This window comes from Streptomyces sp. NPDC031064 (genome assembly GCF_055570965.1).
Window position 1 is genome coordinate 192670 of record NZ_JBVIGF010000010.1, and the last position, 23106, is coordinate 215775.

The following is a 23106-nucleotide window of genomic DNA, read 5'->3' on the forward strand; positions in this document are numbered from 1 at the left end:
CCAACCGCTGAATTCGGCCAACTCCCCCTCACACCCCAGGAGCACCACATGTCCCGTCACCCCCGCACCCGTCTGATCGCCGTATGCGCCTCGGTCGCGGGTGCGAGCGTCGCCGCCGCCGCTCCGGCCCTGGCCGCGGAGCAGCCGCCCGCCGCCGTCGGTGCGCCCGTCGTGACCGACCTCAACAGCACGGGGCCGCTCAGCACGACCCCCGACTCCCCGGGGCAGGCCTCCCCGCTGCCGGTCGGCGGCGCCCTCCTCGGCGGCCTGCCGGCGGGCCTGCCCATCGGCGGCTGAGCCTCCCCGCCCCGCTCCCCCGCGCCCGCCTGAACGGGTGGCTGTCACGTCCCGTAGTAGGGGACAGCAAGTCACCGTGAGGAAGACGAAAGGGGGGCGATGAGCCGTGCCGCTTCGCTGGAAAGGCCGCCGGTTCCGCGTCGATTACCCGCGTCGGGGCCGCCGGGGCGTCCTCCGGTGGGTCCCGTCGTGGCGCCAGGTGCTCGGTCTCGCGCTGTTCGGCCTGACCGCGCTCGCCGCACTGGTGGGGTACGTGTACTCCACGGTGCAGATCGCGGACGTCAACGCCGACGCGCGGGCCGAGGCCAACGTCTACTACTGGGCGGACGGCACCCAGATGGTGAGCGTCGGGCCGGTCAACCGGCAGAACGTCCCGCTCTCCGACATTCCGCCGTCCCTCCAGAACGCCGTGATCGCCACCGAGAACGCCACCTTCTACACCGACCCCGGCTTCTCGGTGCGCGGGCTGGCCAGGGCCGTGGTGAACATGGCGCGCGGCCAGGAGGTGCAGAGCGGCTCCACCATCACGCAGCAGTACGTGAAGAACACGTACCTCACACCTGACCAGACCCTGGAGCGCAAGCTGCGCGAACTGTGCCTGTCGGTCAAGCTGTCGAGATCGCTGTCCAAGCAGGAGATCCTTCAGGGCTACCTCAACACGAGCTGGTTCGGACGCAACGCCTACGGGGTACAGGCGGCGGCCGTGGCGTACTACGGCATGGACGCCAAGGACCTCGATCCAGCCCGCAGCGCCCTGCTGGCCGCGCTGCTCAAGGGCGGTGAGCTGTACGACCCTTCGCTGAGCGAGGCCCACCACCGCCGGGCCGTCGAGCGGTGGCGCTACGTCCTGGACCGGCAGGTGGAGCTCGGGTACATGTCCCAGCGGGAGCGGGCCAAGTACACCGTCTTCCCGGAGCCCCGGCCGGAGTCGGTGTCCACCAGCATGTCCGGCCAGATCGGCTACCTGGTCGACGTGGCGAACAAGTACATCAAGAACCGCACCGGCCTGACGACCGAGCAACTGGGGCGCGGCGGTTACCGGATCCGGACCACCTTCGACCGGCGGGAGGTGGAGCGGCTGCGCACGACGGTGGAGGAGGTCCGCCAGACGTCGCTCGACCCGGCGCGCCGGATCGCCGACCGGGAGGTGGAGATCGGCGCCGCGTCGATCCGCCCGGGCGACGGGGCGGTGCTGGCGCTGTACGGGGGGTCGGACGCGACCCGGCACTTCACCAACAACGCCGACACGGCCGGTGTGCCGGTGGGTTCGGCGTTCACGCCGTTCGTCCTCGCGGCCGCGCTCCAGCACGGGGCCGGTTCCGGCGGTGAGGCGGGCGGTGAGGGCGGTGCGGGCGGTGCCGGCGGCGGCGCGCCGTTGGCGCTGCGTCAGGCGCTGGTCCGGGGCGACAGCGGTGTCTTCAGCCGGCTCGGTGAGGCGGTCGGGCTGGACAAGGTGCGCGACCTCGCCGTCGGCTCGGGCCTGTTGCCGCTGAGCATGGCTCCGCTGGAGCCGTCGTTCTCCGCCGGCACGTCGACGCCGAGCGCGATCAGGATGGCCGGCGCGTACGCCACGTTCGCCGCCGACGGCCGGCGGACCGAGCCGTACTCCGTCACCGCCGTCAGCCACCTGGGCACGCCGCTGGAGGGCTTGGAACGGCCCGCCGCCCGGCAGGCGGTGGACGCGGAGGTGGCCCGTGACGTCTCGGAGGCGCTGCGGGACGTGGCCGTGGACGCCATGGCCCCGGACGCCATCCGTACCCTCTCCCCGGTCGCCGCAGGGCGCACCGCGGACGGGGACCGGTTCCCCGCGTCCTGGTTCGTCGGCTACACCGGCGAGCTGTCCACCGCCGTCACGGTGTTCCGCAGCAGGCCCGGCGGGGAAGGGCTGCTGCCCATGACCGGGGTGGGCGGGAGCACGTCCGACCGGGCCGACTTCCTGCCGCTGCGGGTGTGGTCGGCGTACATGACCGGCCCGCACGCGTCCCGCGCGGCCGAGTAGCGGGTCGGCGGACAGGGGGTGGGGCCGGTGGATCAGACGGCGTCGGCGACGCGCCGTACCGCCTCGGTGAGCACCTCGGGCGAGGTGGCGAGGTTGAGGCGGGCGTGGCCGGCGCCGCCGGTGCCGCAGGGTGGGCCGGGGTGGAGCGCCACGCGGGCGCGGTCGACGAGGACGGCTGCCGGGTCGTCGCCGAGCCCGAGCGCCCGGAAGTCCAGCCAGGCCAGGTAGGTGCCCTCGCCCGGCAGGTGGCGTACGGCGGGCAGGTGCTTGGCCAGAAGGTCGGCCAGGAGCCGCCGGTTGTCGTCCAGCCCGTCCAGTACGGCGTCGAGCCAATCCCCGCCGTCCCGCAGGGCGGCCGTGTGCGCGATGACGCCGAGGTGGCTGGGCCCGTGGCCGACCTCGGGCGGCATCGCCGAGAGGTCGTCGGCGGCGGCCGGTCCGGCGATCGCGAGCGCGGCCTTGAGCCCGGCGAGGTTCCAGGCCTTGGAGGCGGACATCAGCGAGAAGCCGCTCTCGGCGCCCGGCACGCTCAGGTACGGCACGAACCGCGCCGTGCGGGAGACGACGGGGGCGTGGATCTCGTCGGCGACGACGCGTACGCCGTAGCGGGCCGCGAGCTCCGCGACGGCGGCCATTTCGCCGGCGGTGTGGACGGTACCGGTGGGATTGTGCGGGCTGCACATCAGGTACGCCGCGCGGCGCCCGCCCGCGACGGCCTCGCGGAACGCCTCCTCCAGCGCGGCGTGGTCGATCCGCGCCCGGGCGTCCAGCGGCGCCTCCACGACCCGGCGGTCCATGTGCTCCACGAACAGGTAGAACGGGTTGTAGACGGGGCAGTTGACCACCACCGCGTCGCCGGGGCCGGTGATCAGCTTGAGCACCTCGACGATCCCCAGCATCACGTCCGGCACGAGCCGGGTGCGGTCCACCGCGAGCCCGTCCCAGCCCCACCGCTCGCTCGCGAACGCCGCCAGCGCCTCGGCGTACCCCGTCCCCGCCGGGTACCCGGTGTCGCCGAGGGCCACCGCGTCGGTGAGCGCCCTCGCCACCGGCTCGGCCAGCGGCACGTCCATCTCGGCCACCCACAGCGGCAGCACGTCGTCGGGGTACGCACGCCACTTGATACTGGTACGGCGGCGCAACTGCTCCAGGGAGAGCCTCCGGAGCGGGTTGGGGTGCTCGGGCGAACCGTGCGGTATCTGCTCCATGTCCGGCGATTCTAGGCGGCGCGCGGCCGTCGCGCCGGGTCACTCGTGCCGGTGGTCCGGCCCGTTCGGCGGCGACGGCCGCCGTGGACCGCGGGAAGCTGGGGGGATGCGCCGGATCGTGACCCTCGCTCTCGCCGTCCTCCTCGGAGCCACCGGATGCGTGTCCGTACCGCGCACGGTCCCCGCGCCCGAACCGAGGCAGTGGGCACCGGCGGGCGATCCCACGCCCTCCCCAGTCCACTGGCCGCGCCCGTCCGAACCCCCGGCCCGTGAGGCGCTCGCGACAATCGGGCCGCTTCCGGGGCCACGTCTCGGGCCGCCCCGCGCGCCGGTGCGGCAGGACCGGCGTACCGGCCGGCCGCCGGCGCGCGAGCGTGCGGAGCCGGACGCGCCCCCTCGCCGGGCCCCGGCGCCGGAGCGGCCGCGTCCCCGGCCGCGACCGAAGCCGCCGGCCGTGCGTGCCCCGGTCGTGCCGCGGCCCTCGTACGGCATGGACGACGTGTGCCGTGCGTCGCAGGGGGTGACCGACCCCTCCCTCACCGCGCTGTGCCAGGAGATGTACGGGCGTTGAGTTGCGGCCCCTGGCCGGCCCACCCCGGCCGGTCCCTCCCGGTCGGTCCCTCCCGGTCGGCCCCTCCCCGGCCGGCCCTTCCCCGGTCAGCCGCCTGGCGGACCCAGGCCGCCCTTGAGGCGCTCGATGTCGGAGGGGCGCACCTGGATGACCAGCAGGGCGATGAGGGCCGCGACGGCCGCGAAGATCGCCGCCACGATGAACGCCGCGGAGACACCGGATGTCAGGACGTGGTCGGCCCAGGGCGGCGGCAGCTCTCCGGTCTGCCGGAACCGCAGGCTCTCGGCCGGATTGGCCTGGGAGAGGAAGGCGGGCACCTGCTTCTCCGCCTCGTTGGCGCTCGCCGTGCCGAACATCGTGACCAGGATGGACAGTCCGAGCGAGCCGCCGACCTGCTGGGTGGCGTTGAAAAGGCCGGACGCGGCGCCCGTCTCGTGGGTGGGGACGCTGGACAGCGCCATGAGGGCGAGCGAGACGAACTCCATCCCCATGCCCAGGCCGAAGACGAGCATCGGCCCCAACACGCTGCCGAGGTAGGTGGAGTGCACGTCGGTCAGCGTCAGCCAGGCCAGGCCCGCCGCCGCGAGCAGCCCTCCGGTCACCATGAAGGGCTTGGGCCCGTACCGGGGCAGGAGTTGGGAGGCGAGGCCCGCGCCGACCGCGATGATGGCGCTGACCGGCAGGAACGCCAGGCCCGCCCGGAGCGGGCTGAAGTCCAGGACGTTCTGCACGAAGAGTGTCAGGAAGAAGAACATGCCGAACATCGCGGCGGCGAGGCTGAGCATGATCGCGTACGTGCCCGCGCGGTTGCGGTCCGCGAACATGTGCAGCGGTGTGATGGGCTGCCTGGAGCGCCGCTCCACGAAGACGAACACCGCGAGGATGACCACGGCGACACCGAAGGACGCCAGGGTGAGCGGGTCGCTCCAGCCGTCGTCGCCGGCCCTGATGAATCCGTACACCAGCAGGACCATGCCGAGGGTGGAGGTCAGCGCGCCGGTGACGTCGAAGTTCCCCGGGTGCCGCTCGGACTCCTTGATCCACTTCGGGGTGGCGAGAACGATGAGCAGGCCGATCGGCACGTTGACGAACAGCACCCAGCGCCAGTCGAGCCATTCGACGAGGATGCCGCCCGCGAGCAGCCCGATGGCGCTGCCGCCGGCGGAGACCGCCGCGAACACGCCGAACGCCCGGTTGCGCTCCGGGCCCTCCTTGAACGTCGTGCTGATGAGGGCGAGGGACGTCGGGGAGGCGATGGCTCCGCCGACGCCCTGGAGCGCGCGGGCGGCGAGGAGTTGTCCGGAGTTCTGGGCGAGTCCGCCGAACAGCGAGGCGAAGACGAACAGCAGCACGCCGAAGATGAACACCCTGCGGCGGCCGAGGATGTCGCCAGCCCGGCCGCCGAGCAGCAGCAGGCCGCCGAAGGTGAGCGTGTAGGCGCTGACCACCCAGGAGAGGTTGGTGGTCGAGAAGTGCAGTGAGCTCTGGATGTGCGGCAGAGCGATGTTCACGATGGTGATGTCGAGCACCACCATGAGCTGGCAAGAGGCGATGACCAGGAGCGCCATCGCGTTTCCGCCGCCCCGCTCGGGGGTGGCGGCCTGCGGTACGGGGGCCGGCTGGGGTCTGGTCATGGAGCGCATCCCTCACCGGAGGGTCAGCGGACGGTTCCGGAGCGTCAGTAGACGGCTTCGTTCACTATTCGACCGTAAGGCCGGGGCGTGAGCCGGACCAGTCGATCACGTGTGCGGCGGACGGCGGTCCGGGGGCGGTGCGAGGGCCGTCGTGGAGGTGCCGGCCTGGTGGTTGGCGAGTGCGGCGCGTACGGCCGGCCAGGCGTCGGCGCGGCGGGCGAGCAGCAGCACGCGGGTGCGCAGGTCGGGCCGGTGCAGCAGGGCGTTGCTGAACAGCCACGTCAGGTGGGTCAGCGGCCACCGGTCGGCGTGGTCCACGAGCAGGGCCAGGCCCCGGGCGCCGTCGGGCCGCAGGTCCTGGCTGCCCGGGGGCGGCGGTACGGCACCGGAGCCGTGGACGGCGGTGACGGCCTTCCACCCGTCGGCGAGCGCCTCGCGGGCGAACCGGGCCGCCAGCCGTGTCCTGCCCGGTCCGTCCTCGCCGTGCAGCCACCGCACGGCGAGCCTCGGGCCCTCCTCGCGCCAGGTCCGCAGCCCGGTGAAGTCGGCCCCGGCGGCACGGGGGTTGAGCGGCGAGGCCCCGTCAGGGGACGGGGGCGGGGGCGGACGCCAGTTCTCCAGGACGTACAGCGGCATGCCGTCGCCGAAGACGTGGATGGACGCGCCGATCACTCCGTACGCGAAGCCGCCCGCGGCCGTGACGTGCTGCTCCATGCGGTCTCCAGCGTCACTCCGTCGGCGTGCCCACGCGGATGCGGTTGCCGTCGGGGTCGCGCAGCTCGATCTCGCGCGCCCACGGCTGATCCACCGGCCGCTCGCCGAACTCGGCGGCGAGGGCGTCGACATCGCGTACGCGGAGGTACACCAGCGTGTCGGGACGGGCGTCGCCCCGGTGTTCCGACAGGAACAACCGCACGCCGCCACGGGCCACTTCGACGAACGCGGGCAGGCCCGGGGCGAAGCGGTGTTCCCACTGCCGCGAGAAGCCGAGCCGCTCGTACCAGGCGACCGCCGCGTCGGCGTCACCGACGTGCAGGATGGGAATGACGTCCTCTTCCGTGTCCATACGGGCCATCGTCGCAGAGGCGTGCCGCCGGCGATTCCACCGAGGGCGGAACGCCGTTGCGGGCCGGGCCGGCGCTTCTAGTCTGAAGGGGTGACCAATCACGTACCCAAAGAGCCCCTCTGGCGGCACGTCGTCGGTGACGTCCTTCGTCGTGAGCGCCTCGCGCAGGAACGCACGCTGAAGGACGTCGCCGAGGCGGCCCGGATCTCGATGCCGTACCTGTCCGAGCTGGAGCGCGGCCGCAAGGAGGCCTCGTCCGAGGTCCTCGCCGCCGCCGCCCACGCGCTGGGCCTCGGCCTGGCCGACCTCCTCACCCTCGCCCAGGAGGGCCTCGCCGACACCGCCCGCCTCCCCCGGGCACGGTCGGCAACCCACCACATCGCCGCACCGGCACGCGACGGCTCCGCCGTGAGCGACATCCGCCTCCGGCGTGTTGGGCCGGCCGCAACACCCCGGCCGGGCCGACGCCAAGCCCAGCTCAGCCTGGCGGCCTAGCGAGCCGGGTCCGCTGCTCGGCCCCGGGCACCTGTGCGCGGTCGAGCAGGTGGTGCATCGCGGGCACGGGGAGGGCGGGATTGCCGGCTGCCGCGGTGCACGTCAGGCCTGTTCGGCGACGCCGCCCGGGAGGTTCAGTTCGCCGACGACCTGGTCGCCGTGGAGTTCGCCGGTGCGGTGGAAGCCGAGCTTGGCGTAGAAGCGCTCGGGGCCGTGGTCACCCGGGACATAGGTCACCGTGGCGCTGGTGCCGCCGCGTTGGCGGATCTCGTCGCAGACGGACTGCACCGCGAAGCGGCCGTAGCCCGCGCCCTGGTGGCCGGCGGCGATGTTGAGGCGCCAGATTCCGTCGCGGTGGCGGTCGGCGGGGTCGTCGGGGTTGAAGCGGACGCCGAAGAAGCCCATGACGAAGCCGACGAGTTCGTCGCCGTCGAAGATCAGCCGTGGCCAGGCGATGTCGGGATGTGCGTACGCCTCGGCGAGTGACCGTACGACCGGTGCGACGAGCCCTTCCTGGTCGGGGCGTATCTTCAGGTCGATGGCGGCGTCGACGTTGTCGGGGGTGATCTTTTCCAGGCGCGGCGAGGAAGGCATCCGGGAAGTCTACAAGTCGCCCTGGTCCAGGGGGCTTACGAGGGCCACGGTGTGCGCCCATCCCGCCGCGAGGGAGTGCACGCGGCGCGCGGGGTGGCCGCCGGTCAGATCCAGGGGCACGGGGCCGGAGGCGGCGGGTGGGCGGTCGTCGGGGGCCAGGCCCCAGACGAGGCACTGCTGCGGTCCGCCCGGCCCCTGGGGGGCGACGACGGCCAGGGTGTGGCGGTAGCCGGCGGCCACGCGCTCCACGTGCCGTACGCCGGGGACGGTGACCGGCCCGGTGGGGCCGTGTTCGGGGCCGATGCCCAACTGCCCGCAGTGGTTGTTGCCCCACGCCCGTAGGGTGCCGTCCTCCAGCACCGCGAGGGTGTGATGCCACCCGGCCCGGAGGGACGTCACGCCGTCGACCGCGTGGACGGGCACCGGCGTGGGGCGCTCCTCGTTGGTGCCGTCACCGAGCTGGCACCAGTGGTTGGTGCCCCAGGCCCGTACCGTGCCGTCCCGCAGCAGGGCCACGCTGAAGTAGCCCCCGCCGGACACGGCCGTGACGTCCCCGAGGTCGCGGACGGCCACCGGAGTGCGCCGTTCGTCCTTGCTGCCGTCGCCGAGCTGCCCCCGGTTGTTGGACCCCCAGGTCCGGACGGTGCCGTCGTTCAGGAGGGCGAGGTTGTGGCCGCCGCCCGCCGCGATGGCGACGACGTCGTGCAGACCGGGCACGGGCACCGGCACGTGGTGGTCGTGCCGGGTGCCGTCGCCGATCTGGCCCCAGTCGTTGGCGCCCCAGGTCCGGACCGTCCCGTCCCGCAGCAGGGCGACGCTGTGGCCGCCGCCCGCCGCGAGTGCGGTGACACCGGTCAGCCCCGGCACCGCCACCGGCCGGTGCCGGTCCAGCCGGGTGCCGTCGCCGAGCTGCCCGTAGTGGTTGGCGCCCCACGCCAGGACTGTTCCGTGGCGGGTGAGCGCCAGGGTGTGGTGGGAGCCGGCCGCGACGGCGACGACGTCGTCCCCGGTGTCGCGGAGGGGCACCGGGGCGGCGCGTTCGCCGCGTGTCCCGTCGCCGAGCTGCCCGCAGTGGTTGGCGCCCCACGCCAGGACTGCGCGGCCGTCGGATCCGCCGGTCATACGGGCTCCCTCCCGGGTCGCGGCCGTTCGTTCCAGGCGCCGGAGCGGCGCCCTCCGGTAGCCGTCCCCCTGTGGGGCGGGCACGCGCGCGTGGGGCGGGATGGATCACCCGCACGTGTGCGGGCATACGGAGGCAGTCCCCCTCCCGGTCCTCCCGGGGGCCGCACGGTCCCGGTCCCCCTCGCGGCCACACGGCCCCGGCCCCTCCCGGAGCCGTCCGGGCCGCCGTCCTCCCGGAGCCGTCCGGGCCGCCGTCCTCCCGAGCCGTCCGGGCCGCCGTCCGGGGCCTCGGGCGCTGTCCGGGCCGTCTCCGGGTGTGTCCTTAGACTGCCTGACGTGGAGCTTCGACATCTGGAACATTTCGTGGCCGTCGCCGAGGAGGGCAATGTCACCCGGGCGGCCGCGCGCCTGCACCTGGCGCAGTCGGGGCTGTCGGCGTCGGTGCGCGCCCTGGAGCGGGAGCTGGGCGCCGAGTTGTTCCTCCGTACGGCGCGCGGCGTGGAGCTGACCGAGGCGGGGCGTGCGCTGTTGCGGGAGGCCCGGCGCACGCTGGACAGCGCGGCGGCGGCGCGGGAGGCGGTCGCGGCGGTGCGGGGCGTGGTGGGCGGCACGCTGCGGGTGGGGACCGAGCAGTGCATGGGCGCGGCGGACCCGTTCGGCACACTGATGGGTTTCGGTGCGCGGCACCCTTCGGTGGAGGTGCGCGTCGAGCAGGCCGGGTCGGCGCTGCTGCTGGAGCGGCTGCGGCAGGGCCGCCTGGACGTCGCCTTCGTCGCCGGACCGGGCGACACCTCGGGGCTGCGGCTGCGCGCGCTGGCGCGGGAGCCCATGGTGCTGCTGTGCGCGCCCGGGCACCGGCTGGCAGAGCGGCGGGAACCGGGGCCGGTGGCGCCGGCGGAGCTGGCGGGCGAGGTGTTCGTGGACCTGCACCCGCACTGGGGCTCGCGGCAGGTCGCCGATGCCGCCTTCGCCGCCGCGGGGGTCCGGCGGGACATCGCCATGCAGCTCGACGATGTGCACAAGGTGCTGGACGTGGTGGGCGGCGGGACCGCCGTGGCGTTCGTACCGCGCTCGGTGGCCGACAAGGAGCAGGCCCGTGGTCTGCGGTGGCTGGCCGTGGTGCCGGACGCCGAGTGGGCGGTGTCTGTGGCGTGGCCGGAGCACACCCGCCCCTCGGCGGCCGCGCGGGCGCTGCTGGCGTCGGTACGGTCGGTGCGATCGGTGCGGTCGGTCACGTCGGTGGACGAGGGCGGCGATCCGCCCGGCTGATGGCTGCCATCACCATCCGGTGTTGGACGGCGCCCCGGCCCGGCACCGAGGCTGGAGCGGTGACTGTGACACGAACCCACCCCGCCATGCCGGCCCGCCGCATCGGCCTCGTGAAGGTGAGCGCGATCGGCCTGGGCGCCATGCCGCTCTCCGTCCAGGGCCGCCCGGACGAGCGGCAGGCGATCACGACCCTGCACACGGCCCTGGACGCCGGTATCACCCTGATCGACACGGCCGACGCCTACCACCTCGACGCCGGCGACCCCGGGCACAACGAGACGCTGATCGCCACCGCCCTCGCGGCGTACGGGGGCGACACCTCGGGCGTCCTGGTCGCCACCAAGGGCGGCCACACCCGCCCGGGCGGCTCCTGGGCGCTGGACGGGTCACCGGAGCACCTGCGGCGGGCGGCCGAGGCGTCGCTGCGGCGGCTGGGGGTGGAGGCGATCGGGCTGTACCAGTACCACCGCCCGGACCCGGCCGTTCCGTACGCGGACTCGATCGGCGCCCTCGGGGAGTTGTGCGACGCCGGGAAGGTTCGGGCGGTGGGCATCTCCAACGCCGACCCGGAGCAGATCCGGCTGGCCCGCGACATCCTGGGCGAGCGGCTCGTCGCCGTGCAGAACCAGTTCTCGCCGTCCTTCCGCAGCAGCCTGCCGGAGCTGGAGCTGTGCGAGGAGCTGGGCCTGGCGTTCCTGCCGTGGAGCCCGCTCGGCGGCATGGGCGAGGCGGGCGCGCTGGGGTCGCGCCACCGCGCGTTCCACGAGGTGGCGGGCGAACTGGGGGTGAGCCCGCAGCGGGTGTGCCTGGCGTGGATGCTCGCCCTGTCCCCGTGCGTCATCCCCATTCCGGGTGCCCGCCGCGCCGCGAACGTACGGGACTGTGCCATGGCCGCCGGGCTGACGCTGTCGCCGGAGCAGTTGGCACGCCTGAACGCCACGGGGTGAAGCACGTGGCCGGATGCCCGGGACGCAAAGCAACGGCCGCCGGATGTCCGGGACCCAAAGCAACGGCCGCCCTAGGCCCGCAGCCCAAAGCCACGGCCACCCCATGCCCGGGGCCCAGAGCTACAGCCGCCGCACCCCCGCGGCCCGAAGCCACGGCCGCCGGATGTCCAGGACCCAAAGGCCACGGCCGCCCGATCCCCGGGGCCCGAAGCCACGGCCACCCCATGCCCGCAGCCCAAAGCAACGGCCCTCACCGGGCGGTGAGGAGGACCCACACCTGGCCGGGGGCGAAGCGGAGGGGCTGCCCGGCGGGGGTGGTGAAGGTGGTGCCGCCGTCCGCCGTGGTCCGGGTCCACCGTGCGTCGTGGCTCCTGCCGTCGCGCAGCACGAGCGCGGTGCCGGAGCCCACGGTCTTGGTGTACGGGGTGACGTTGCCGCCCCGGTCCTTGAACCGGGAGGGCTGGACGTCGGTCTTCTGCACGACGACCGTCCGGGCGGCCGCCTGCCCGGCGTCCGTGGTGCGGGCGGGCGCGCCGTCCATGGCGACGAGCCACCGCTTGGTGGTGTCCGACCAGGTGAAGGTGTACCGGGCCGCCGGGTAGCGCACGGTGTGCTCGTTCACCTGCCTGCCGCCCGCCGGTGCGGCGCCGAAGCGGAAGCCGATGTCCTTGGCCTTGTCGGCCTTCGGCGCGGCGGCCAGGGCGCGTTCGGGGCGGAGGTAGAGGTTGTACGGGGCCGGGCGGTCGTCGCTGCGGAAGTACGCGCGGGGCGCCTGGCCCGGCGTCAGGGCGAACAGCGGGGCGGCGTTGATCAGGGGCCGGAGCGCGGACTGTTCGCCGGAGTAGGCGAGGGCGGGGCGGCCGAACTGCCGCAGCAGTTCCAGGTCCGATTCGCGTGCGCTGCGCACCGGACCCACGGTTCGCGGCAGCTTCGACGAGTAGATCGCGAGGATGCGGCTCTGCCCGGCCTCGACCTGCTCGACGTACACGATGTCCGCCGCTCCGAGGCCGGTGTGCGGGCGTGCCGGGCGGACGTTGTCGATCTTGACGGCGAGCACCGGGGCGGGCTTGGCCGCCAGACCGGTGAACGGTGACACACCGGGCCGGATGGGGCTGGGCGACGCGGGCGGGGCGGAACTGCTCGGCGGCGGCTGAGGGGTGGGCCTGGGTTCGGGCTCGGATCGGGAGCATCCGAAAAGGCCGGCGGTCATGGCCGCGGAGACCACCACGGCGACGGCTGCGCCGACCGGTAGCGGATTGCGCTTCGCACCCATCGGTCCTGCTCCTGCCTGCCTCAAGTGGACCACGAAAAGCAGTGCTGGAACAGGCCCCGGCCCAGGTCAATTCAGGGCAGCACTCCGATGCTCCAGAGGTGGTACGCGACGACACCGGCGACGCACAGCAGGACGATCCAGGAGCCGAGCCCGGTGTGCCTCCCGCTGCCCCCGGACCCGCGGGCCTTCCCGGAGCGCCGGGCCTTCCCCGGGCGCCCGGCCTTCCCGGAGCGCTCGGCCCTCCCCGCACGCCCGGCCTTCTTCGGGCGCCGGTACCGTTGCTCGGCCGCCTTCCGCCCGGGGCCGCCAGGAGCGCCGGATCCGGCGGCCCCGCCCGGCCCGGCGGCTTCGGCGGCCGTCTCGGCGAGCAGGCGCCGGCACGCGGCGGCCAGCTCCGCCGTGCCGGCGGAAAGCGGCATGACGGCTTCCGAGCGGGCCGGGGCGGTCGTCCCGCCGTCGAGGATGCGGCCCGCCCGCAGGAGTATCTCGTCCCTGCCTCCGGCGGGCGCGAGGCTGATCCAGCGCTTGACGTGCTCGCCACGGATGACCACACCCCCGGAACGCTCCCGGTAGACGGTGTGCTCCCGCCACAGCACACCCGCCAACTCGCTTGCGGCCTCCCGCAGTTGCGCACTCATGCGCCGCCCCCTCCTCCACGTACCGATGGATCGAACACCGCACTCTAACGTCAGGTACACACCAAGCCGACGCCAGGTGCCACGGCGCCGTTCCCCTGTCGCACACTGGCGTGATGACACATGCCGACGACCGAACGAGTCCGGGTGGTGTGCTGCACGCGGCGTACGGCGCCTTCATGGCCGCCGTCCGGGAGATCGACGACGAGCGGTCATGGGCGCCGACGGGCTGCACCGGCTGGGCCGCGCGCGATCTGGTCTTCCACTGCCTGGCCGACGCACAGCGCGCCCTCAACGCCCTGCACACCCCCACGGACGACCCGCCCGACCGGGACGCGGTGAGCTACTGGGCCGACTGGCGGCAGCAGGACGCGGCGGGCCGGGAGCGGGCGGCACAGGGCCGCCGGTTCGCGCGTACCGTCGCCGGGATGTTCCTGCACTTCGGGCAGTTGCGCGAGCTGTACCTGGAGACGGCGGCGGCCACGCTGCACGCCGCCGACCAGGCCGACCCGTACCGGCCCGTGGTCACGCAGGGGCACGTCCTGAGCGCGGGCGACCTGCTGCGTACGCTCGCGGTGGAGGCGACGATCCACCACCTCGACCTGGTCGTCGTCTCACTGACGGATCTGCCCGGCCCGTCCCCCGAGGGGCTCGCCGAGGTCCGCCGCACGCTGGACGGGCTGCTGGGCCGCCCCGTCCCGGTGCCGTGGGACGACGCGCACTACGCCCGTGCGGCCACCGGCCGGGCCGCGCTCACCGCCGCCGAACGCACCGCCCTCGGACCGGACGCGGCCCGCTTCCCCCTCTTCGGATGACCCCGCCCGTCACACGTCGTGCCCCTGGGCGGCGAGCCAGCGGTGGACGGCGGTCTTGTCGGCGACGCTGATGCGTACCGGCACGTCCGGCGGGGGCCCCTCGTCCGCGTTGAAGGCCGTGTCGGTGACCCGGGCCGTCACCCAGTCGGCCAGCTCCCGGGCGGCGTCGGCGGACAGGCTCCGCCGCCGCCAGCCCTCCCGCGCCTCCTCGGCGGCCCGCGCGTCGTGCCGCGCCGCCTCCTCCAGCCATGCCGGTACGAGCCGTTCGACGACCCGCTCGTCCGCTGCGGATTGGTTCATGCCCCCATGTGTGACCGTTCGGACCCGGGTGTCACCCCTCACTGCGGCAGAAGGGTGAACTCACCGTCCCCCGGCGGCGCGGGCGTTACGCGACGGGGGGCCGTCTGTTACGCAAAGGGACCCGGGGGACCCGGGTGTCTCGACAATGAAGGACGAACATGATCAAGAAGGTGCTGGCCACGGCCGGCGTTGCCGCTGCCGTCCTCGGTGTGTCCGCGCCCATGGCCGCGGCCAACGGTGACCGCGGCGTCGACACGCAGAACGGCAACTTCTCCACCCAGTCGTACGGCAACACCAAGACCGGCGGCCACATGAGCCCGCAGATCGGACTGGTTCAGGGCTCGCTCAACAAGCTGTGCGCCGGTGTGCCGGTCCAGGCCGACGTCCAGAACATCCTGCTGATCAACATCGGCGTCCAGGACCTGGTGAACGACACGCAGAACCAGCAGTGCGCCGAGAACTCCACGGCGGTCAAGGGCGACAGCGCCCTGTCGCACATCCTCGAGGACGTCGTCTCCGAGAACCTCTCGGCATCCGTCCGGAACTGAGGTGAACCGGCCGGTCCGCACGGCGTCGTCGTGCGGACCGGCCGTGTCGGGAGAGTCAGGCCGGGTCGCCCGGCAGGGAGAGGGTCGCCCAGACGGTCTTGCCGCGCAGCGGCGCCCGCTCCCAGGACCAGGACTCGCTGAGAGCGCCGACGAGGGCGAGGCCCCGGCCGCTTCCCTCGGCGTCGTCGGCGTCGCGCGGCCGCGGGGGGACGGAGCTGGGGTCGGAGACGGCGCACACCACGGCACCGGGGTACCTGAACAGGCCCAGCCAGACCGGGTGTTCCAGGGGCGGGGAAGGCGGGACCAGCGCGTGCCGGAAGGCGTTGGTCACGAGTTCACTGACGACCAGCGTCATGTCCGGCACCAGCGACGGCAGTGACCACGAGGTCAGCGTGGCCCGGACGAACCGGCGGGCCTGCCCGGCACTTCGCGGACACCCGCCGAGCCCGCACGCGGCGAAGGAGCCGAGACCCTCGTCGTCCGGCAGGCCGGACGGTGCGGTGGCCCGCCCGGCATCCGTGCGCGGTAAGGCCGACATGTGAGCCGTCACTGGGCAAGCCCCCCTGCTGGCTTCGGTGTTCAACGCTGCGGCAGCCGATGTGGAACGAGTATCGTCGTCCGCGTCCCCCGAATGCAATTGCATCTGGGATTGCAGCCAAGGATGGCCGGGAACACCTGAACGAAACACGAGGGGCTGGTGGGTGTGGAGTACATCAACGGTATGGGGGCCGGGGCCCTGAGCTCGGTCACATGGACGAAGAGCAGTCACAGCAACGCCACCGGCAACTGCGTCGAGCTGGCCGCGCTTCCCGGTGGCCGGGTCGCCGTCCGCAACTCCCGTGATCCACAGGGGCCCGCGCTGATCTACACCCGTGAGGAGATCGCGGCCTTCGTCGCCGGCGCCCGGGACGGCGACTTCGACTCCGTACTGGACTGAATCGGCCACCGGAGCGACCTGCTCTCTGGAGCGTCGTGCCCGTGCTGGATACTGTCGTGTCCTCACAGAGCAGGAGCGCCCCGATGACCGCAACGGAACGGAGCCCGTCGTTGTTCGTCCGGCCCCTGGGGGCGGTCGAGAACAACCCGACCGCCCTGAAGCTGATCCTGGGCGGCAAACTGCGCGAACTCCGGGTGAGTGCCGGGCTCGATCCGGCCGACGTCGACGCCCGCCTCGGCTTCTCCCGGTCGAAGACCAGCCGGCTCGAACTGGGCCGGCACGGCTGCAAACCGGCCGACGCCCAGGCGCTGTTGCGCTTGTACGGCGTGGAGGACGAGGAACTGGTCGCGGAGTTCCAGCGGCTGGTCGCGCAGTCCCGCCGGCCCGACTGGTGGCGCTCCTTCAGCGACGTCCTGTCGGACTTCTTCACCCCGCTGGTCGCCCTGGAGGGGGCGGCCGCAATCATCCGCACCTATGAACCGTTCTACGTGCCGGGCCTGTTGCAGACCCCGGACTACGCGCGTGCGGTGATCGAGTCCGGGCCCGCCCGGCTCCTGCCCCACGACGTGCGGCGCCGGGTGGAGCTGCGCCAGCAGCGGCAGCGCCAGCTCGACCTGCCGGACGCGCCCCGCCTGTGGGCGGTGATCGACGAGTCGGTCCTGATGCGCACGGTCGGCGGTCCGCGGGTGATGCGGGAGCAGTTGGAGCACCTCGCCGAGATGGTGGGACGGTCCCATGTCACCGTGCAGGTCGCGCCGTTGGACATCACGGCGTCGGTGGGCGTGGGCACCGGCGTGACGTACCTGCGGTTCGCGCTCGGCGACCTCAAGGACGCGGTCTACATCGAGCACCTGACGGACAGCACCTTCAGCCAGAAGCCGCAGACCGTCGAGCAGTACCGCGACATGCTCGACCGGCTGGGGGCGTGTGCCCTCACGCCGAAGGAGTCGCTCGCGCTGCTGCACGAGCGACTCCGGCGCTACTGACGGCCCTGGCCGGGCGAGCTGCAGGATCGAGCACTCACCGCCGTGCGGCGGCCGGTCGAGTACCGCCCGCGTGCGGCGGCCGGTCGATCAGTGACCGCCGTGCGGCGGCCGGCCGAGCGCTCACCGCCGTACGGCGGCCGGTCGAGTACCGACCGCGACCGGCGGCCGGGGTCACACGATCCGGCCGACGCCGCCCCACTCGACCCATTCGTCGGTCTGCTGGACGGGGGCGAGGTCGTTGTCGGGCCGCCAGGTCGACACCTCCACCAGGCCGGGCTCGAGGATCTCCAGCCCGGTGAGGAACTCGGTCACCTCGTGCTCCTCGCGCACCCGCCCCCAGTGCCCATCGGTGGCCTCCGCCATGAAGTCGGTCACGAAGGCCCGGATCTCCGGGCGGTCGCTGACGAGCTGGCACACCACGAGGAAGCTTCCCGGTACGAGGCGTTCGGCGACCCGCCGGACCAGCGCGGCCGGGTCGTCCTCGTCCGGGATGCAGTGCAGGACCGACACGAACAGGGCCGCGACGGGACGGTCGAAGTCGATCAGTCTCCTGGTCTCCTCGTGGCCGAAGATGCCCTCGGTGTCCCGCATGTCCGCCTGGATGACCGCGGTCCGGTCGTTCTCGTCGAGCAGTGCGCGGCCGTGCGCCAGCACGATGGGGTCGTTGTCGACGTACACGACCCTGGAGTCGGGGTCGACGGCCTGGGCGACCTGGTGGACGTTGTCCTGCGTGGGCAGGCCCGAGCCGTGGTCGATGAATTGGCGGATTCCGTACTCCGCGGCCAGCACGCGCACGACGCGCCGCAGGAAGTGCCGGTTGTTCACCGCCAGGGCCTTGGTGCTGGGCACCTGCTTCAGCAGGAGTTCGCACGCCTCGCGGTCGGACGCGTAGTTGTCGCTGCCCCCCAGGAAGTAGTCGTACATGCGCGCCACGCTGGGCACGGTCGTGTCGATGGCGTCAGGGCTCCACAACTCGCGTGCCATCCAGTCCTCATCCGCTTCGGTGCCGTCAGGTCGGTCGTACGAGAGGCACATGCTAGGGAGAGCCGGGGCGGCGGTGACGCGAATGGCCGTACCCGCCCGGCGCAGCGGACGGTTTCGGCCATCGTGTCAGCGCATGACACCTTCGGTGGTGTCGTGCCACTGTTCGAGCCGGCGTTGCAGCACCTGGAGCGCCCCGCGCCGGCGGCCGGGTACGCGGCGGCGCAGGGCGACCAGCGCCGGGCCCAGGGCGCGGGCGGCCTCCGGGTCGCGCAGTCGCTCCCACTGGTGGTGGGCGCGGTCGACGGCGCCCTCGACGTCGGGGTCGTCCCGGGTCTGCTGCCGCGCCAGTCTGGCCTCGGCGGCCACCATCCACAACCGGCAGCTCGCGGCCGGGTCCCCGGCGAGGCGGGCCAGGTCGGCGCGCACCTCCAGCCAGTGGATCGCCTCGGGCGATCCGGAGCCGTACGTCCGGTGCGCGTGCTGCTCCCAGGCCGCGGCGGCGGCCGCCGCCTCGCCGTGGCGGCCGGAGGTGGCGGCGGCGAGGATCGACGGCAGCGGATCGGCGTCGGGCGCCGGGCGTGCGGAGGGCACGGCGGGTACGGGTGACGGCGCCGGCGCGGGGGTGGGCGCGGGCGCCGGCGCGGGGGTGGGCGGGAAGTCGGCGGCGTACAGCAGTGCGCCCTGGGCGACGCCGGTCTGTGCGAGGACCTGTTCGTGCAGGGCCGGGAGCGGCGGGCGCGCTCCGCTGCGCCAGACGGCGGCGCAGGCCTTGAGGTAGTCGGGGCTGGCGATCGCACGGCGCCCGGGCGGCGGGACGAGGCGGCCGTAGACGCGTACTCCGTGGCAGAGGGCGAGGAGGCCCCGGTCCGTGGTGAGCCGCTGCCAGGTCGGGGCGTCGGCGACCAGGTCGACGACGACCGTGGTGGTGCCCGGGCGGCGGAGTTTCAGCTCGCCGGCGATCCAGTGCCAGGGCAGCGCGGTGTAGCGGAGGGTGGCGGGTGACGTGCGTGCCAGCGCCAGGTGCGGCAGGTGCTGGCGGTGGTCGAGGTGGAGCTGCCCGGCGATGTAGAGCGAGAGGGGGCCGGGCGTGGCGACGGCGGCCCGGAGCCGGGTGAGCACGGCCTGCGGGTCGAGCGGGTCCGCCAGCTCGACCAGTGTCGCGGCCGCCGTGCCGGTCAGCGCGCCCGGGGGTACGGCGGCGAGCGCCGGAAGCACGCCCACCGCGTCGATCAGCCGTCCCTTGCCGACGGGGGCGGCCGCCAGCAGCAGCGCCGTCCCGGCCGGTTCCTCCCTGTCGATCTCCACACCAGCACCGTATCCGCTCTACCGGGCGCCGGGCCCCACCGGGTGGCGTGGAGGCAGCCGGTGGAGGCGGACCTCGGCCAGCCGGCCGCCGGTGACGACGGCGGTCATGTACGTGGCGTACGGCTGGCGCCGGCGGTCGGTGGGCGAGCCGGGGTTGAGCAGCCTCAGACCGCCGGGCGCCGTGCTGTCCCAGGGGATGTGGCTGTGCCCGAAGACCAGGACGTCCAGGTCGGGGAACCGCTCCTCGCACCGGCGTTCGCGGCCTTGCGCGGGGCCCGTCTCGTGGACGACGCCGAACCGCAGCCCGCCGAGCTCGGCGCGGGCCACTTCGGGCAGGCGGGCGCGCAGCTCGGGGCCGTCGTTGTTGCCGTGGACGGCCAGCAGCCGCTTGGCGCGGGCCGCCAGCAGGTCGAGGGTGGCGGTGTCCACCCAGTCGCCGGCGTGCAGCACGACGTCGGCGGCCTCGATGCCCGCGAGGAGCTGTGCGGGCAGCTCCTTGGCGCGTTTGGGCACGTGGGTGTCGGACGTCAGGAGCAGTCGCACGTCGTCGGTCGCGTTCACCCCTCCATGGTGCCGCGCCTCAATGGCACCGCATGTCGGTCTCCCGCGCTACGGGGCTCGTCGGCCGGCCGGTCAGGCACGGCAGCGCAGCATCTCCAGCGGCGGGTTCGCGAGGAGGTCCGCCCAGAAGTCCTCGCCGAACTCGCGCAGGCCGGCTTGGGACACCTGGAGCGGAACCCACTCCACCTCCCTGAACCCGGTCGCCCGCAGGGACCGCTCGTAGACCTCGCGGCGCGGGGCCGCGGTGACGATGCTGATCGGCCGCGGGTCGAGCAGAGCCGTGACTCGCACGATCGGACCGGTCTCGGCCTCCTCGCCGGTCGGCTCGCAGAGGAATCCGTACTTCTCCAGGGAAGGGCGCTCGAACCGGTAGTCGGGACTCTGGGCGAGCACGAAGAACTCTCCACTCGGTACCAGGCTCCGGTGGATGTTGCGGCACATCCGCTCCATCGCCGCGATGTCCTCGGCGTAGTTGAGGCACTGCACTCCCACGGCGATGTCGAAGCGCCGGTCGAGAGGCGGCAGCTCGGCCACGTCACCGACCTCGTAACGCACCCCCAGCGGGTCACGCTGCTCGCTCCCCCGGGCGGCGGCGATCATCTCGACGGAGATGTCGACACCGAGGACGTCCTTGGCGCCGCGCCGGGTGAACTCCCTGCTGTAGAAGCCGGTGCCGCACGCCACGTCGAGAACCGACTTGCCGCTCACGTCCCCGACCATGCCGAGGAAGCTCGGCACCTCCCCGTAACGCATCAGCGGCAGGGACTTGAACCCCTCGAATGCCTCGCCGATCCGGTCGTACTGCTGCACGCTCACGTGCCGCCCCCTCGTGCGCTTCGTTCCGTACGTGGCCACGCCGGTCCTCCGGACTGGGAGGTTCGCCGGTCGTGGGCGTGATTCTGGTCGTGGTCGTGGTCGTGGTCGTGGTCGTGGTCGTGGTCGTGGCGGAGATTCTGCCCCGCCCCGCCGGACCACCGTACTGGCAGATGGCACAAAGAAGTTGACCGCCCGCCCTCCCATCGCCCAACACGCCCTCCCGGTGTCAGGGCGCCGGCTCGTGTGGCGGGACGGCGAGGAGTGTGCGGTACGAGGCGGTCTCGGCCGGCTCGCCCACCCGGCGCCCTTCGGCCTCGACCCAGGCGTGGGCGCTGAAGGGCGGCGTCCGCACGCCGGTGCACCAGGTCGGCCAGGCGCCCCGCATCCGGCACAGCAGGACGGTGGCGAGGGAACGCTGGAGGCAGTATCTGCCCGCGCACAAGGTGCTGACGGTGGTGACGTTGCAGCGGGCGCGCAGTGCCTCTTGGTAGGTGGCCGGGCGGGCACCGTGTCGCAGCAGGGCGAGCAGAGTGCCGAGGCGCTTCGGGGTGAGGTGGGCGAGGAGACGCGCGGCACCGACCGCCACGTGTGCCAAGCAGCGATGGTGGAAGGGGATCGGGGCGCGGTGGCTGTCGAGTACCTGGCTCATGGCGTTGTTCCCTCCCGCACCAGCCGTGCCCTGGAGAGCCGGGCGATCAGGTCGCTGATGTCCTGGGCGGCCTGTTCGGCGGTGACGGGGCGGGCGCGGGCCAGTTGTTCGGCGATGCGGGCGCTGTCGTCACCGCGAAGCAGCGCGTGCAGGATGAGGGCGCCGGTGGCGTTGAGCTGCCAGTAGCGGCCGCGGCGGCCGTCGAGCAGGACCATGCCGTCGCCGGTGTCGCAGGCGGTCACATCACGGCACAGTGTCAGGGTCACGGGGGTGCTCCTTGAGGTGGTCCGGTGTGGGGTGCGTCTGGATGTCCCGCAGCCAGGATTCGGCGGCCAGTACGGTCTCGACCGCTGGACCGCAGGCCGCGGGCAGCGTGCCGGGGCTCAGCCACGCACGGCGCAGGGTGTCGCGGTCGGCCAGCCCGGCGGCGACGAGGAGCGAGGAGTCGGCCCAGGCGGCGAGAAGCGGCTGCTGCGCCTTCATCCCGGCATGCCACTCGGCGCCGGCGTCACCCTTTGTCGTCCGGTCCAGCAGATGGTCCGGCACGATGCCGCGCATCGCTTGTTCCAGCAGCGGCTTGTAGCACCACGGATCGAGCGCCTCGTGCGGGCGGACGGACAGGCATGCCTCGACGACCGCGTCGTCGCAGAAGGGCATTTCGAGCGCCATGCCGTGCTGGTCGTAGGTGACGGCGACCCGTCCGGCCTGCTGGATCTGGTGGATCCACCGGTGCCGGCCGCGGGTACCGGTCAGCGGGGGGACATCCGCGGCCACCTGGCGCAGGAGCTCCGCCGTTGCCTGCAGGGTGTGCTCGGTGGCCCACGGCGTGGGTGTCATCGGCGCTGCCCAGCCCAGGTCGGGGGCGCCGGACTCCCTCGACGCGTTGGCCAGGCGCGTTGCCTTCCCGACCAGCCAGGCGGAGTGCCCCCGTCGGTCGGCGAGGCAGCGCGCCGTCGCGCCGCGTGGCCAGCGCTGCATGGCGGCGAAGGCACCCAATTGGCTGATGGCCGTGGCCGGCCGGTGTCGTACGAGGTCGTGCAGGTGACAGACGGGCGGCAGGACTACGTGGTCCCCGCCCTGCCCGCACAGCCGCCGCCCGGCCCCGGACGCGCGCAGCACCGAACGGATGTGGTGCTGCTGCGCCAGGTCGCGCCACTTCAGCGACGGCTCGTCGTCCGGTTCACCGCCTTCGCCCAAACCCGTGAGGTAGGGCGGCAGGCCCGCGATGGGAAAGGTCAGGTGAGTGGTGCCGCTGGGCAGACGCGCCGCGGCCACGCGGGCGTAGCGGGCGTCGTCATTGGCCGCGTCGCTCAACTCCAAGGTGCAGACGGTGAGTCGCGCCCCGGCTTCCGCGGCCAGGAAGCACAACGAGGTCGAGTCCATGCCACCGGAGAGATCCGCCGCCCATACCTGCCCCGGGCTCACCCGCACCGCCACCGCGTCCCGCAGCGCGTCCCGTAACCCCACCGCCGCCTCGGCCAACGGCAACTCCTGCTCCGGCGCCCGCCACCACCGACGCTCGTCGGCGCGCCCGTTGCGGTCGAGGCGAACGGCGCGCTCGGGCGGCAACGCGCACACTCCACGGAACATCGAGGCCCGGTCCAGCGGGAAGGGAGTGGGCCCCAGGAACGCGATGCGTGCGGCCATCTGGCGCGCGTCCACTTCCGCCCCCGTCAGCCACGCCAGCGTCCGGGCACGGTCGGCGACGACGGCGACCCCGTCCACCGCGGCACGGTACAACCGCCGCGCCCCGGACGCCGTTCCCCGCGCGTACACCTCCCCGCGCACTGACGCCAGCAGGTGGAAACACCCCGCTACGCCCCGCACGACCTGCTCGGCCTGCGCCGTGGTGCTCACCCCGTCGGCCCGTCGCCGCAGTTCCGTCTCACTCGCTCCGCAGACCCCGAGCAACGCCACACGTACCTGACCGGCCTCGACGATCCGCACCCGGTCCGCGCTCCAGCACCCGACCAGCCAGGGCCGGCCGGACTCGTGCGCCACCACATGGCGGGCCCCACCGCGTAGCCGACGGAACGCGGCGAGCGCCGCGTCGCAGTCCGGCAGGACCGCGAACCAACACTCGCCGCACATGGAC

At 73.5% G+C, this 23106-nt stretch carries 26 protein-coding genes; 9 read left to right on the forward strand and 17 right to left on the reverse strand.

Features of this window, described 5'->3' with window-relative positions; all coding sequences use genetic code 11:
* Positions 1-48: 48 nt before the first annotated feature.
* Positions 49-297 carry a hypothetical protein gene (locus tag ACZ46W_RS31445; protein ID WP_468344884.1) on the forward strand — a complete coding sequence of 83 codons (249 nt, stop codon included), beginning with the start codon at positions 49-51 and terminating at the stop codon, positions 295-297.
* A gap of 199 nt (positions 298-496) precedes the next feature.
* The gene (locus ACZ46W_RS31450; RefSeq protein WP_468344887.1) at positions 497-2296 is read left to right on the forward strand and encodes a transglycosylase domain-containing protein; all 1800 of its coding nucleotides are present in this window, start codon (positions 497-499) and stop codon (positions 2294-2296) included.
* A 32-nt stretch (positions 2297-2328) separates the two neighbouring features.
* On the opposite strand, the gene ACZ46W_RS31455 is transcribed toward ACZ46W_RS31450, so the two are convergent.
* From ACZ46W_RS31455 to ACZ46W_RS31470, 4 genes are all read right to left on the reverse strand, one after another.
* On the reverse strand, positions 2329-3504 hold the full coding sequence (locus ACZ46W_RS31455) for a MalY/PatB family protein (RefSeq protein WP_468344890.1): 1176 nt from the start codon (positions 3502-3504) through the stop codon (positions 2329-2331).
* Between the two features lie 657 nt (positions 3505-4161).
* Complete coding sequence (locus tag ACZ46W_RS31460) at positions 4162-5643, reverse strand: MFS transporter (protein ID WP_468345261.1); 1482 nt, start codon at positions 5641-5643, stop codon at positions 4162-4164.
* Positions 5644-5814: 171 nt separating this feature from the next.
* The gene (locus ACZ46W_RS31465; protein ID WP_468344893.1) at positions 5815-6423 is read right to left on the reverse strand and encodes a hypothetical protein; all 609 of its coding nucleotides are present in this window, start codon (positions 6421-6423) and stop codon (positions 5815-5817) included.
* A gap of 13 nt (positions 6424-6436) precedes the next feature.
* Positions 6437-6784, reverse strand: coding sequence for a glyoxalase superfamily protein (locus ACZ46W_RS31470; RefSeq protein WP_468344896.1), 348 nt, complete (start codon positions 6782-6784; stop codon positions 6437-6439).
* 81 nt (positions 6785-6865) lie between these two features.
* Between ACZ46W_RS31470 and ACZ46W_RS31475 the strand changes: the two genes are divergently transcribed.
* Positions 6866-7270 carry a helix-turn-helix domain-containing protein gene (locus ACZ46W_RS31475; RefSeq protein WP_468344899.1) on the forward strand — a complete coding sequence of 135 codons (405 nt, stop codon included), beginning with the start codon at positions 6866-6868 and terminating at the stop codon, positions 7268-7270.
* Positions 7271-7372: 102 nt separating this feature from the next.
* On the opposite strand, the gene ACZ46W_RS31480 is transcribed toward ACZ46W_RS31475, so the two are convergent.
* Complete coding sequence (locus ACZ46W_RS31480; RefSeq protein ID WP_468344902.1) at positions 7373-7864, reverse strand: GNAT family N-acetyltransferase; 492 nt, start codon at positions 7862-7864, stop codon at positions 7373-7375.
* Positions 7865-7873: 9 nt separating this feature from the next.
* A complete protein-coding gene (locus ACZ46W_RS31485) occupies positions 7874-8986 on the reverse strand; it encodes an RCC1 domain-containing protein (RefSeq protein ID WP_468344905.1) in 1113 nt (370 codons plus the stop codon).
* Positions 8987-9322: 336 nt separating this feature from the next.
* On the opposite strand from ACZ46W_RS31485, the gene ACZ46W_RS31490 reads away from it, so the two are divergent.
* Both ACZ46W_RS31490 and ACZ46W_RS31495 read left to right on the forward strand, forming a co-directional pair.
* Positions 9323-10255, forward strand: a complete 933-nt coding sequence (locus ACZ46W_RS31490) for a LysR family transcriptional regulator (protein ID WP_468344908.1) — start codon at positions 9323-9325, stop codon at positions 10253-10255.
* Positions 10256-10341: 86 nt separating this feature from the next.
* Complete coding sequence (locus ACZ46W_RS31495) at positions 10342-11202, forward strand: aldo/keto reductase (RefSeq protein ID WP_468345264.1); 861 nt, start codon at positions 10342-10344, stop codon at positions 11200-11202.
* Positions 11203-11452: 250 nt separating this feature from the next.
* Here ACZ46W_RS31495 and ACZ46W_RS31500 read toward each other — a convergent pair whose 3' ends face one another.
* Complete coding sequence (locus ACZ46W_RS31500) at positions 11453-12475, reverse strand: DUF3048 domain-containing protein (protein WP_468344911.1); 1023 nt, start codon at positions 12473-12475, stop codon at positions 11453-11455.
* Positions 12476-12546: 71 nt separating this feature from the next.
* On the reverse strand, positions 12547-13113 hold the full coding sequence (locus ACZ46W_RS31505; RefSeq protein ID WP_468344914.1) for a hypothetical protein: 567 nt from the start codon (positions 13111-13113) through the stop codon (positions 12547-12549).
* A gap of 113 nt (positions 13114-13226) precedes the next feature.
* On the opposite strand from ACZ46W_RS31505, the gene ACZ46W_RS31510 reads away from it, so the two are divergent.
* The gene (locus tag ACZ46W_RS31510; RefSeq protein ID WP_468344917.1) at positions 13227-13925 is read left to right on the forward strand and encodes a maleylpyruvate isomerase N-terminal domain-containing protein; all 699 of its coding nucleotides are present in this window, start codon (positions 13227-13229) and stop codon (positions 13923-13925) included.
* Between the two features lie 9 nt (positions 13926-13934).
* On the opposite strand, the gene ACZ46W_RS31515 is transcribed toward ACZ46W_RS31510, so the two are convergent.
* Complete coding sequence (locus tag ACZ46W_RS31515) at positions 13935-14225, reverse strand: hypothetical protein (RefSeq protein ID WP_468344920.1); 291 nt, start codon at positions 14223-14225, stop codon at positions 13935-13937.
* A gap of 158 nt (positions 14226-14383) precedes the next feature.
* On the opposite strand from ACZ46W_RS31515, the gene ACZ46W_RS31520 reads away from it, so the two are divergent.
* Positions 14384-14773: a rodlin gene (locus ACZ46W_RS31520; protein ID WP_468344923.1), complete on the forward strand. Its 390-nt coding sequence runs from the start codon at positions 14384-14386 to the stop codon at positions 14771-14773.
* A 55-nt stretch (positions 14774-14828) separates the two neighbouring features.
* Here the strand turns inward: ACZ46W_RS31520 and ACZ46W_RS31525 are convergent, their stop codons facing one another.
* The gene (locus ACZ46W_RS31525; protein ID WP_468344926.1) at positions 14829-15311 is read right to left on the reverse strand and encodes an ATP-binding protein; all 483 of its coding nucleotides are present in this window, start codon (positions 15309-15311) and stop codon (positions 14829-14831) included.
* Positions 15312-15476: 165 nt separating this feature from the next.
* Here ACZ46W_RS31525 and ACZ46W_RS31530 point away from each other — a divergent pair, with 165 nt between their 5' ends.
* Together ACZ46W_RS31530 and ACZ46W_RS31535 are read left to right on the forward strand one after the other, a co-directional pair.
* Positions 15477-15710 carry a DUF397 domain-containing protein gene (locus ACZ46W_RS31530; protein ID WP_468344929.1) on the forward strand — a complete coding sequence of 78 codons (234 nt, stop codon included), beginning with the start codon at positions 15477-15479 and terminating at the stop codon, positions 15708-15710.
* Positions 15711-15793: 83 nt separating this feature from the next.
* Complete coding sequence (locus ACZ46W_RS31535; protein WP_468344932.1) at positions 15794-16696, forward strand: helix-turn-helix domain-containing protein; 903 nt, start codon at positions 15794-15796, stop codon at positions 16694-16696.
* A 171-nt stretch (positions 16697-16867) separates the two neighbouring features.
* Here ACZ46W_RS31535 and ACZ46W_RS31540 read toward each other — a convergent pair whose 3' ends face one another.
* From ACZ46W_RS31540 to ACZ46W_RS31570, 7 genes are all read right to left on the reverse strand, one after another.
* Positions 16868-17680, reverse strand: a complete 813-nt coding sequence (locus ACZ46W_RS31540; RefSeq protein WP_468344935.1) for an SAM-dependent methyltransferase — start codon at positions 17678-17680, stop codon at positions 16868-16870.
* Positions 17681-17806: 126 nt separating this feature from the next.
* Positions 17807-18985, reverse strand: coding sequence for a hypothetical protein (locus ACZ46W_RS31545; RefSeq protein ID WP_468344938.1), 1179 nt, complete (start codon positions 18983-18985; stop codon positions 17807-17809).
* Between the two features lie 18 nt (positions 18986-19003).
* Positions 19004-19528, reverse strand: a complete 525-nt coding sequence (locus tag ACZ46W_RS31550) for a metallophosphoesterase family protein (RefSeq protein WP_468345267.1) — start codon at positions 19526-19528, stop codon at positions 19004-19006.
* Between the two features lie 90 nt (positions 19529-19618).
* Positions 19619-20362 carry a class I SAM-dependent methyltransferase gene (locus ACZ46W_RS31555; RefSeq protein WP_468344941.1) on the reverse strand — a complete coding sequence of 248 codons (744 nt, stop codon included), beginning with the start codon at positions 20360-20362 and terminating at the stop codon, positions 19619-19621.
* A 226-nt stretch (positions 20363-20588) separates the two neighbouring features.
* On the reverse strand, positions 20589-21011 hold the full coding sequence (locus ACZ46W_RS31560; protein ID WP_468344944.1) for a lasso peptide biosynthesis B2 protein: 423 nt from the start codon (positions 21009-21011) through the stop codon (positions 20589-20591).
* Positions 21008-21277 (reverse strand): lasso peptide biosynthesis PqqD family chaperone, encoded by a 270-nt coding sequence (locus tag ACZ46W_RS31565; RefSeq protein WP_468344947.1) that lies wholly within the window; start codon positions 21275-21277, stop codon positions 21008-21010. Before ACZ46W_RS31565 ends, ACZ46W_RS31560 begins: the two co-directional genes overlap by 4 nt.
* A complete protein-coding gene (locus ACZ46W_RS31570; RefSeq protein ID WP_468344950.1) occupies positions 21255-23102 on the reverse strand; it encodes an asparagine synthase-related protein in 1848 nt (615 codons plus the stop codon). The genes ACZ46W_RS31565 and ACZ46W_RS31570 overlap by 23 nt, the downstream gene beginning before the upstream one ends.
* Positions 23103-23106: the final 4 nt, after the last annotated feature.

Coding starts and splice junctions, on each gene's coding strand:
- ACZ46W_RS31495 (WP_468345264.1), top strand. CDS start 10,342: ATGCCGGCCCGCCGCATCGGCCTCGTGAAGGTGAGCGCGATCGGCCTG.
- ACZ46W_RS31460 (WP_468345261.1), bottom strand. CDS start 5,643: ATGGCGCTCCTGGTCATCGCCTCTTGCCAGCTCATGGTGGTGCTCGAC.
- ACZ46W_RS31480 (WP_468344902.1), bottom strand. CDS start 7,864: ATGCCTTCCTCGCCGCGCCTGGAAAAGATCACCCCCGACAACGTCGAC.
- ACZ46W_RS31515 (WP_468344920.1), bottom strand. CDS start 14,225: ATGAACCAATCCGCAGCGGACGAGCGGGTCGTCGAACGGCTCGTACCG.
- ACZ46W_RS31500 (WP_468344911.1), bottom strand. CDS start 12,475: ATGGGTGCGAAGCGCAATCCGCTACCGGTCGGCGCAGCCGTCGCCGTG.
- ACZ46W_RS31540 (WP_468344935.1), bottom strand. CDS start 17,680: ATGGCACGCGAGTTGTGGAGCCCTGACGCCATCGACACGACCGTGCCC.
- ACZ46W_RS31560 (WP_468344944.1), bottom strand. CDS start 21,011: ATGAGCCAGGTACTCGACAGCCACCGCGCCCCGATCCCCTTCCACCAT.
- ACZ46W_RS31570 (WP_468344950.1), bottom strand. CDS start 23,102: ATGTGCGGCGAGTGTTGGTTCGCGGTCCTGCCGGACTGCGACGCGGCG.
- ACZ46W_RS31535 (WP_468344932.1), top strand. CDS start 15,794: ATGACCGCAACGGAACGGAGCCCGTCGTTGTTCGTCCGGCCCCTGGGG.
- ACZ46W_RS31520 (WP_468344923.1), top strand. CDS start 14,384: ATGATCAAGAAGGTGCTGGCCACGGCCGGCGTTGCCGCTGCCGTCCTC.
- ACZ46W_RS31470 (WP_468344896.1), bottom strand. CDS start 6,784: ATGGCCCGTATGGACACGGAAGAGGACGTCATTCCCATCCTGCACGTC.
- ACZ46W_RS31465 (WP_468344893.1), bottom strand. CDS start 6,423: ATGGAGCAGCACGTCACGGCCGCGGGCGGCTTCGCGTACGGAGTGATC.
- ACZ46W_RS31510 (WP_468344917.1), top strand. CDS start 13,227: ATGACACATGCCGACGACCGAACGAGTCCGGGTGGTGTGCTGCACGCG.
- ACZ46W_RS31485 (WP_468344905.1), bottom strand. CDS start 8,986: ATGACCGGCGGATCCGACGGCCGCGCAGTCCTGGCGTGGGGCGCCAAC.
- ACZ46W_RS31445 (WP_468344884.1), top strand. CDS start 49: ATGTCCCGTCACCCCCGCACCCGTCTGATCGCCGTATGCGCCTCGGTC.
- ACZ46W_RS31455 (WP_468344890.1), bottom strand. CDS start 3,504: ATGGAGCAGATACCGCACGGTTCGCCCGAGCACCCCAACCCGCTCCGG.
- ACZ46W_RS31505 (WP_468344914.1), bottom strand. CDS start 13,113: ATGAGTGCGCAACTGCGGGAGGCCGCAAGCGAGTTGGCGGGTGTGCTG.
- ACZ46W_RS31525 (WP_468344926.1), bottom strand. CDS start 15,311: ATGTCGGCCTTACCGCGCACGGATGCCGGGCGGGCCACCGCACCGTCC.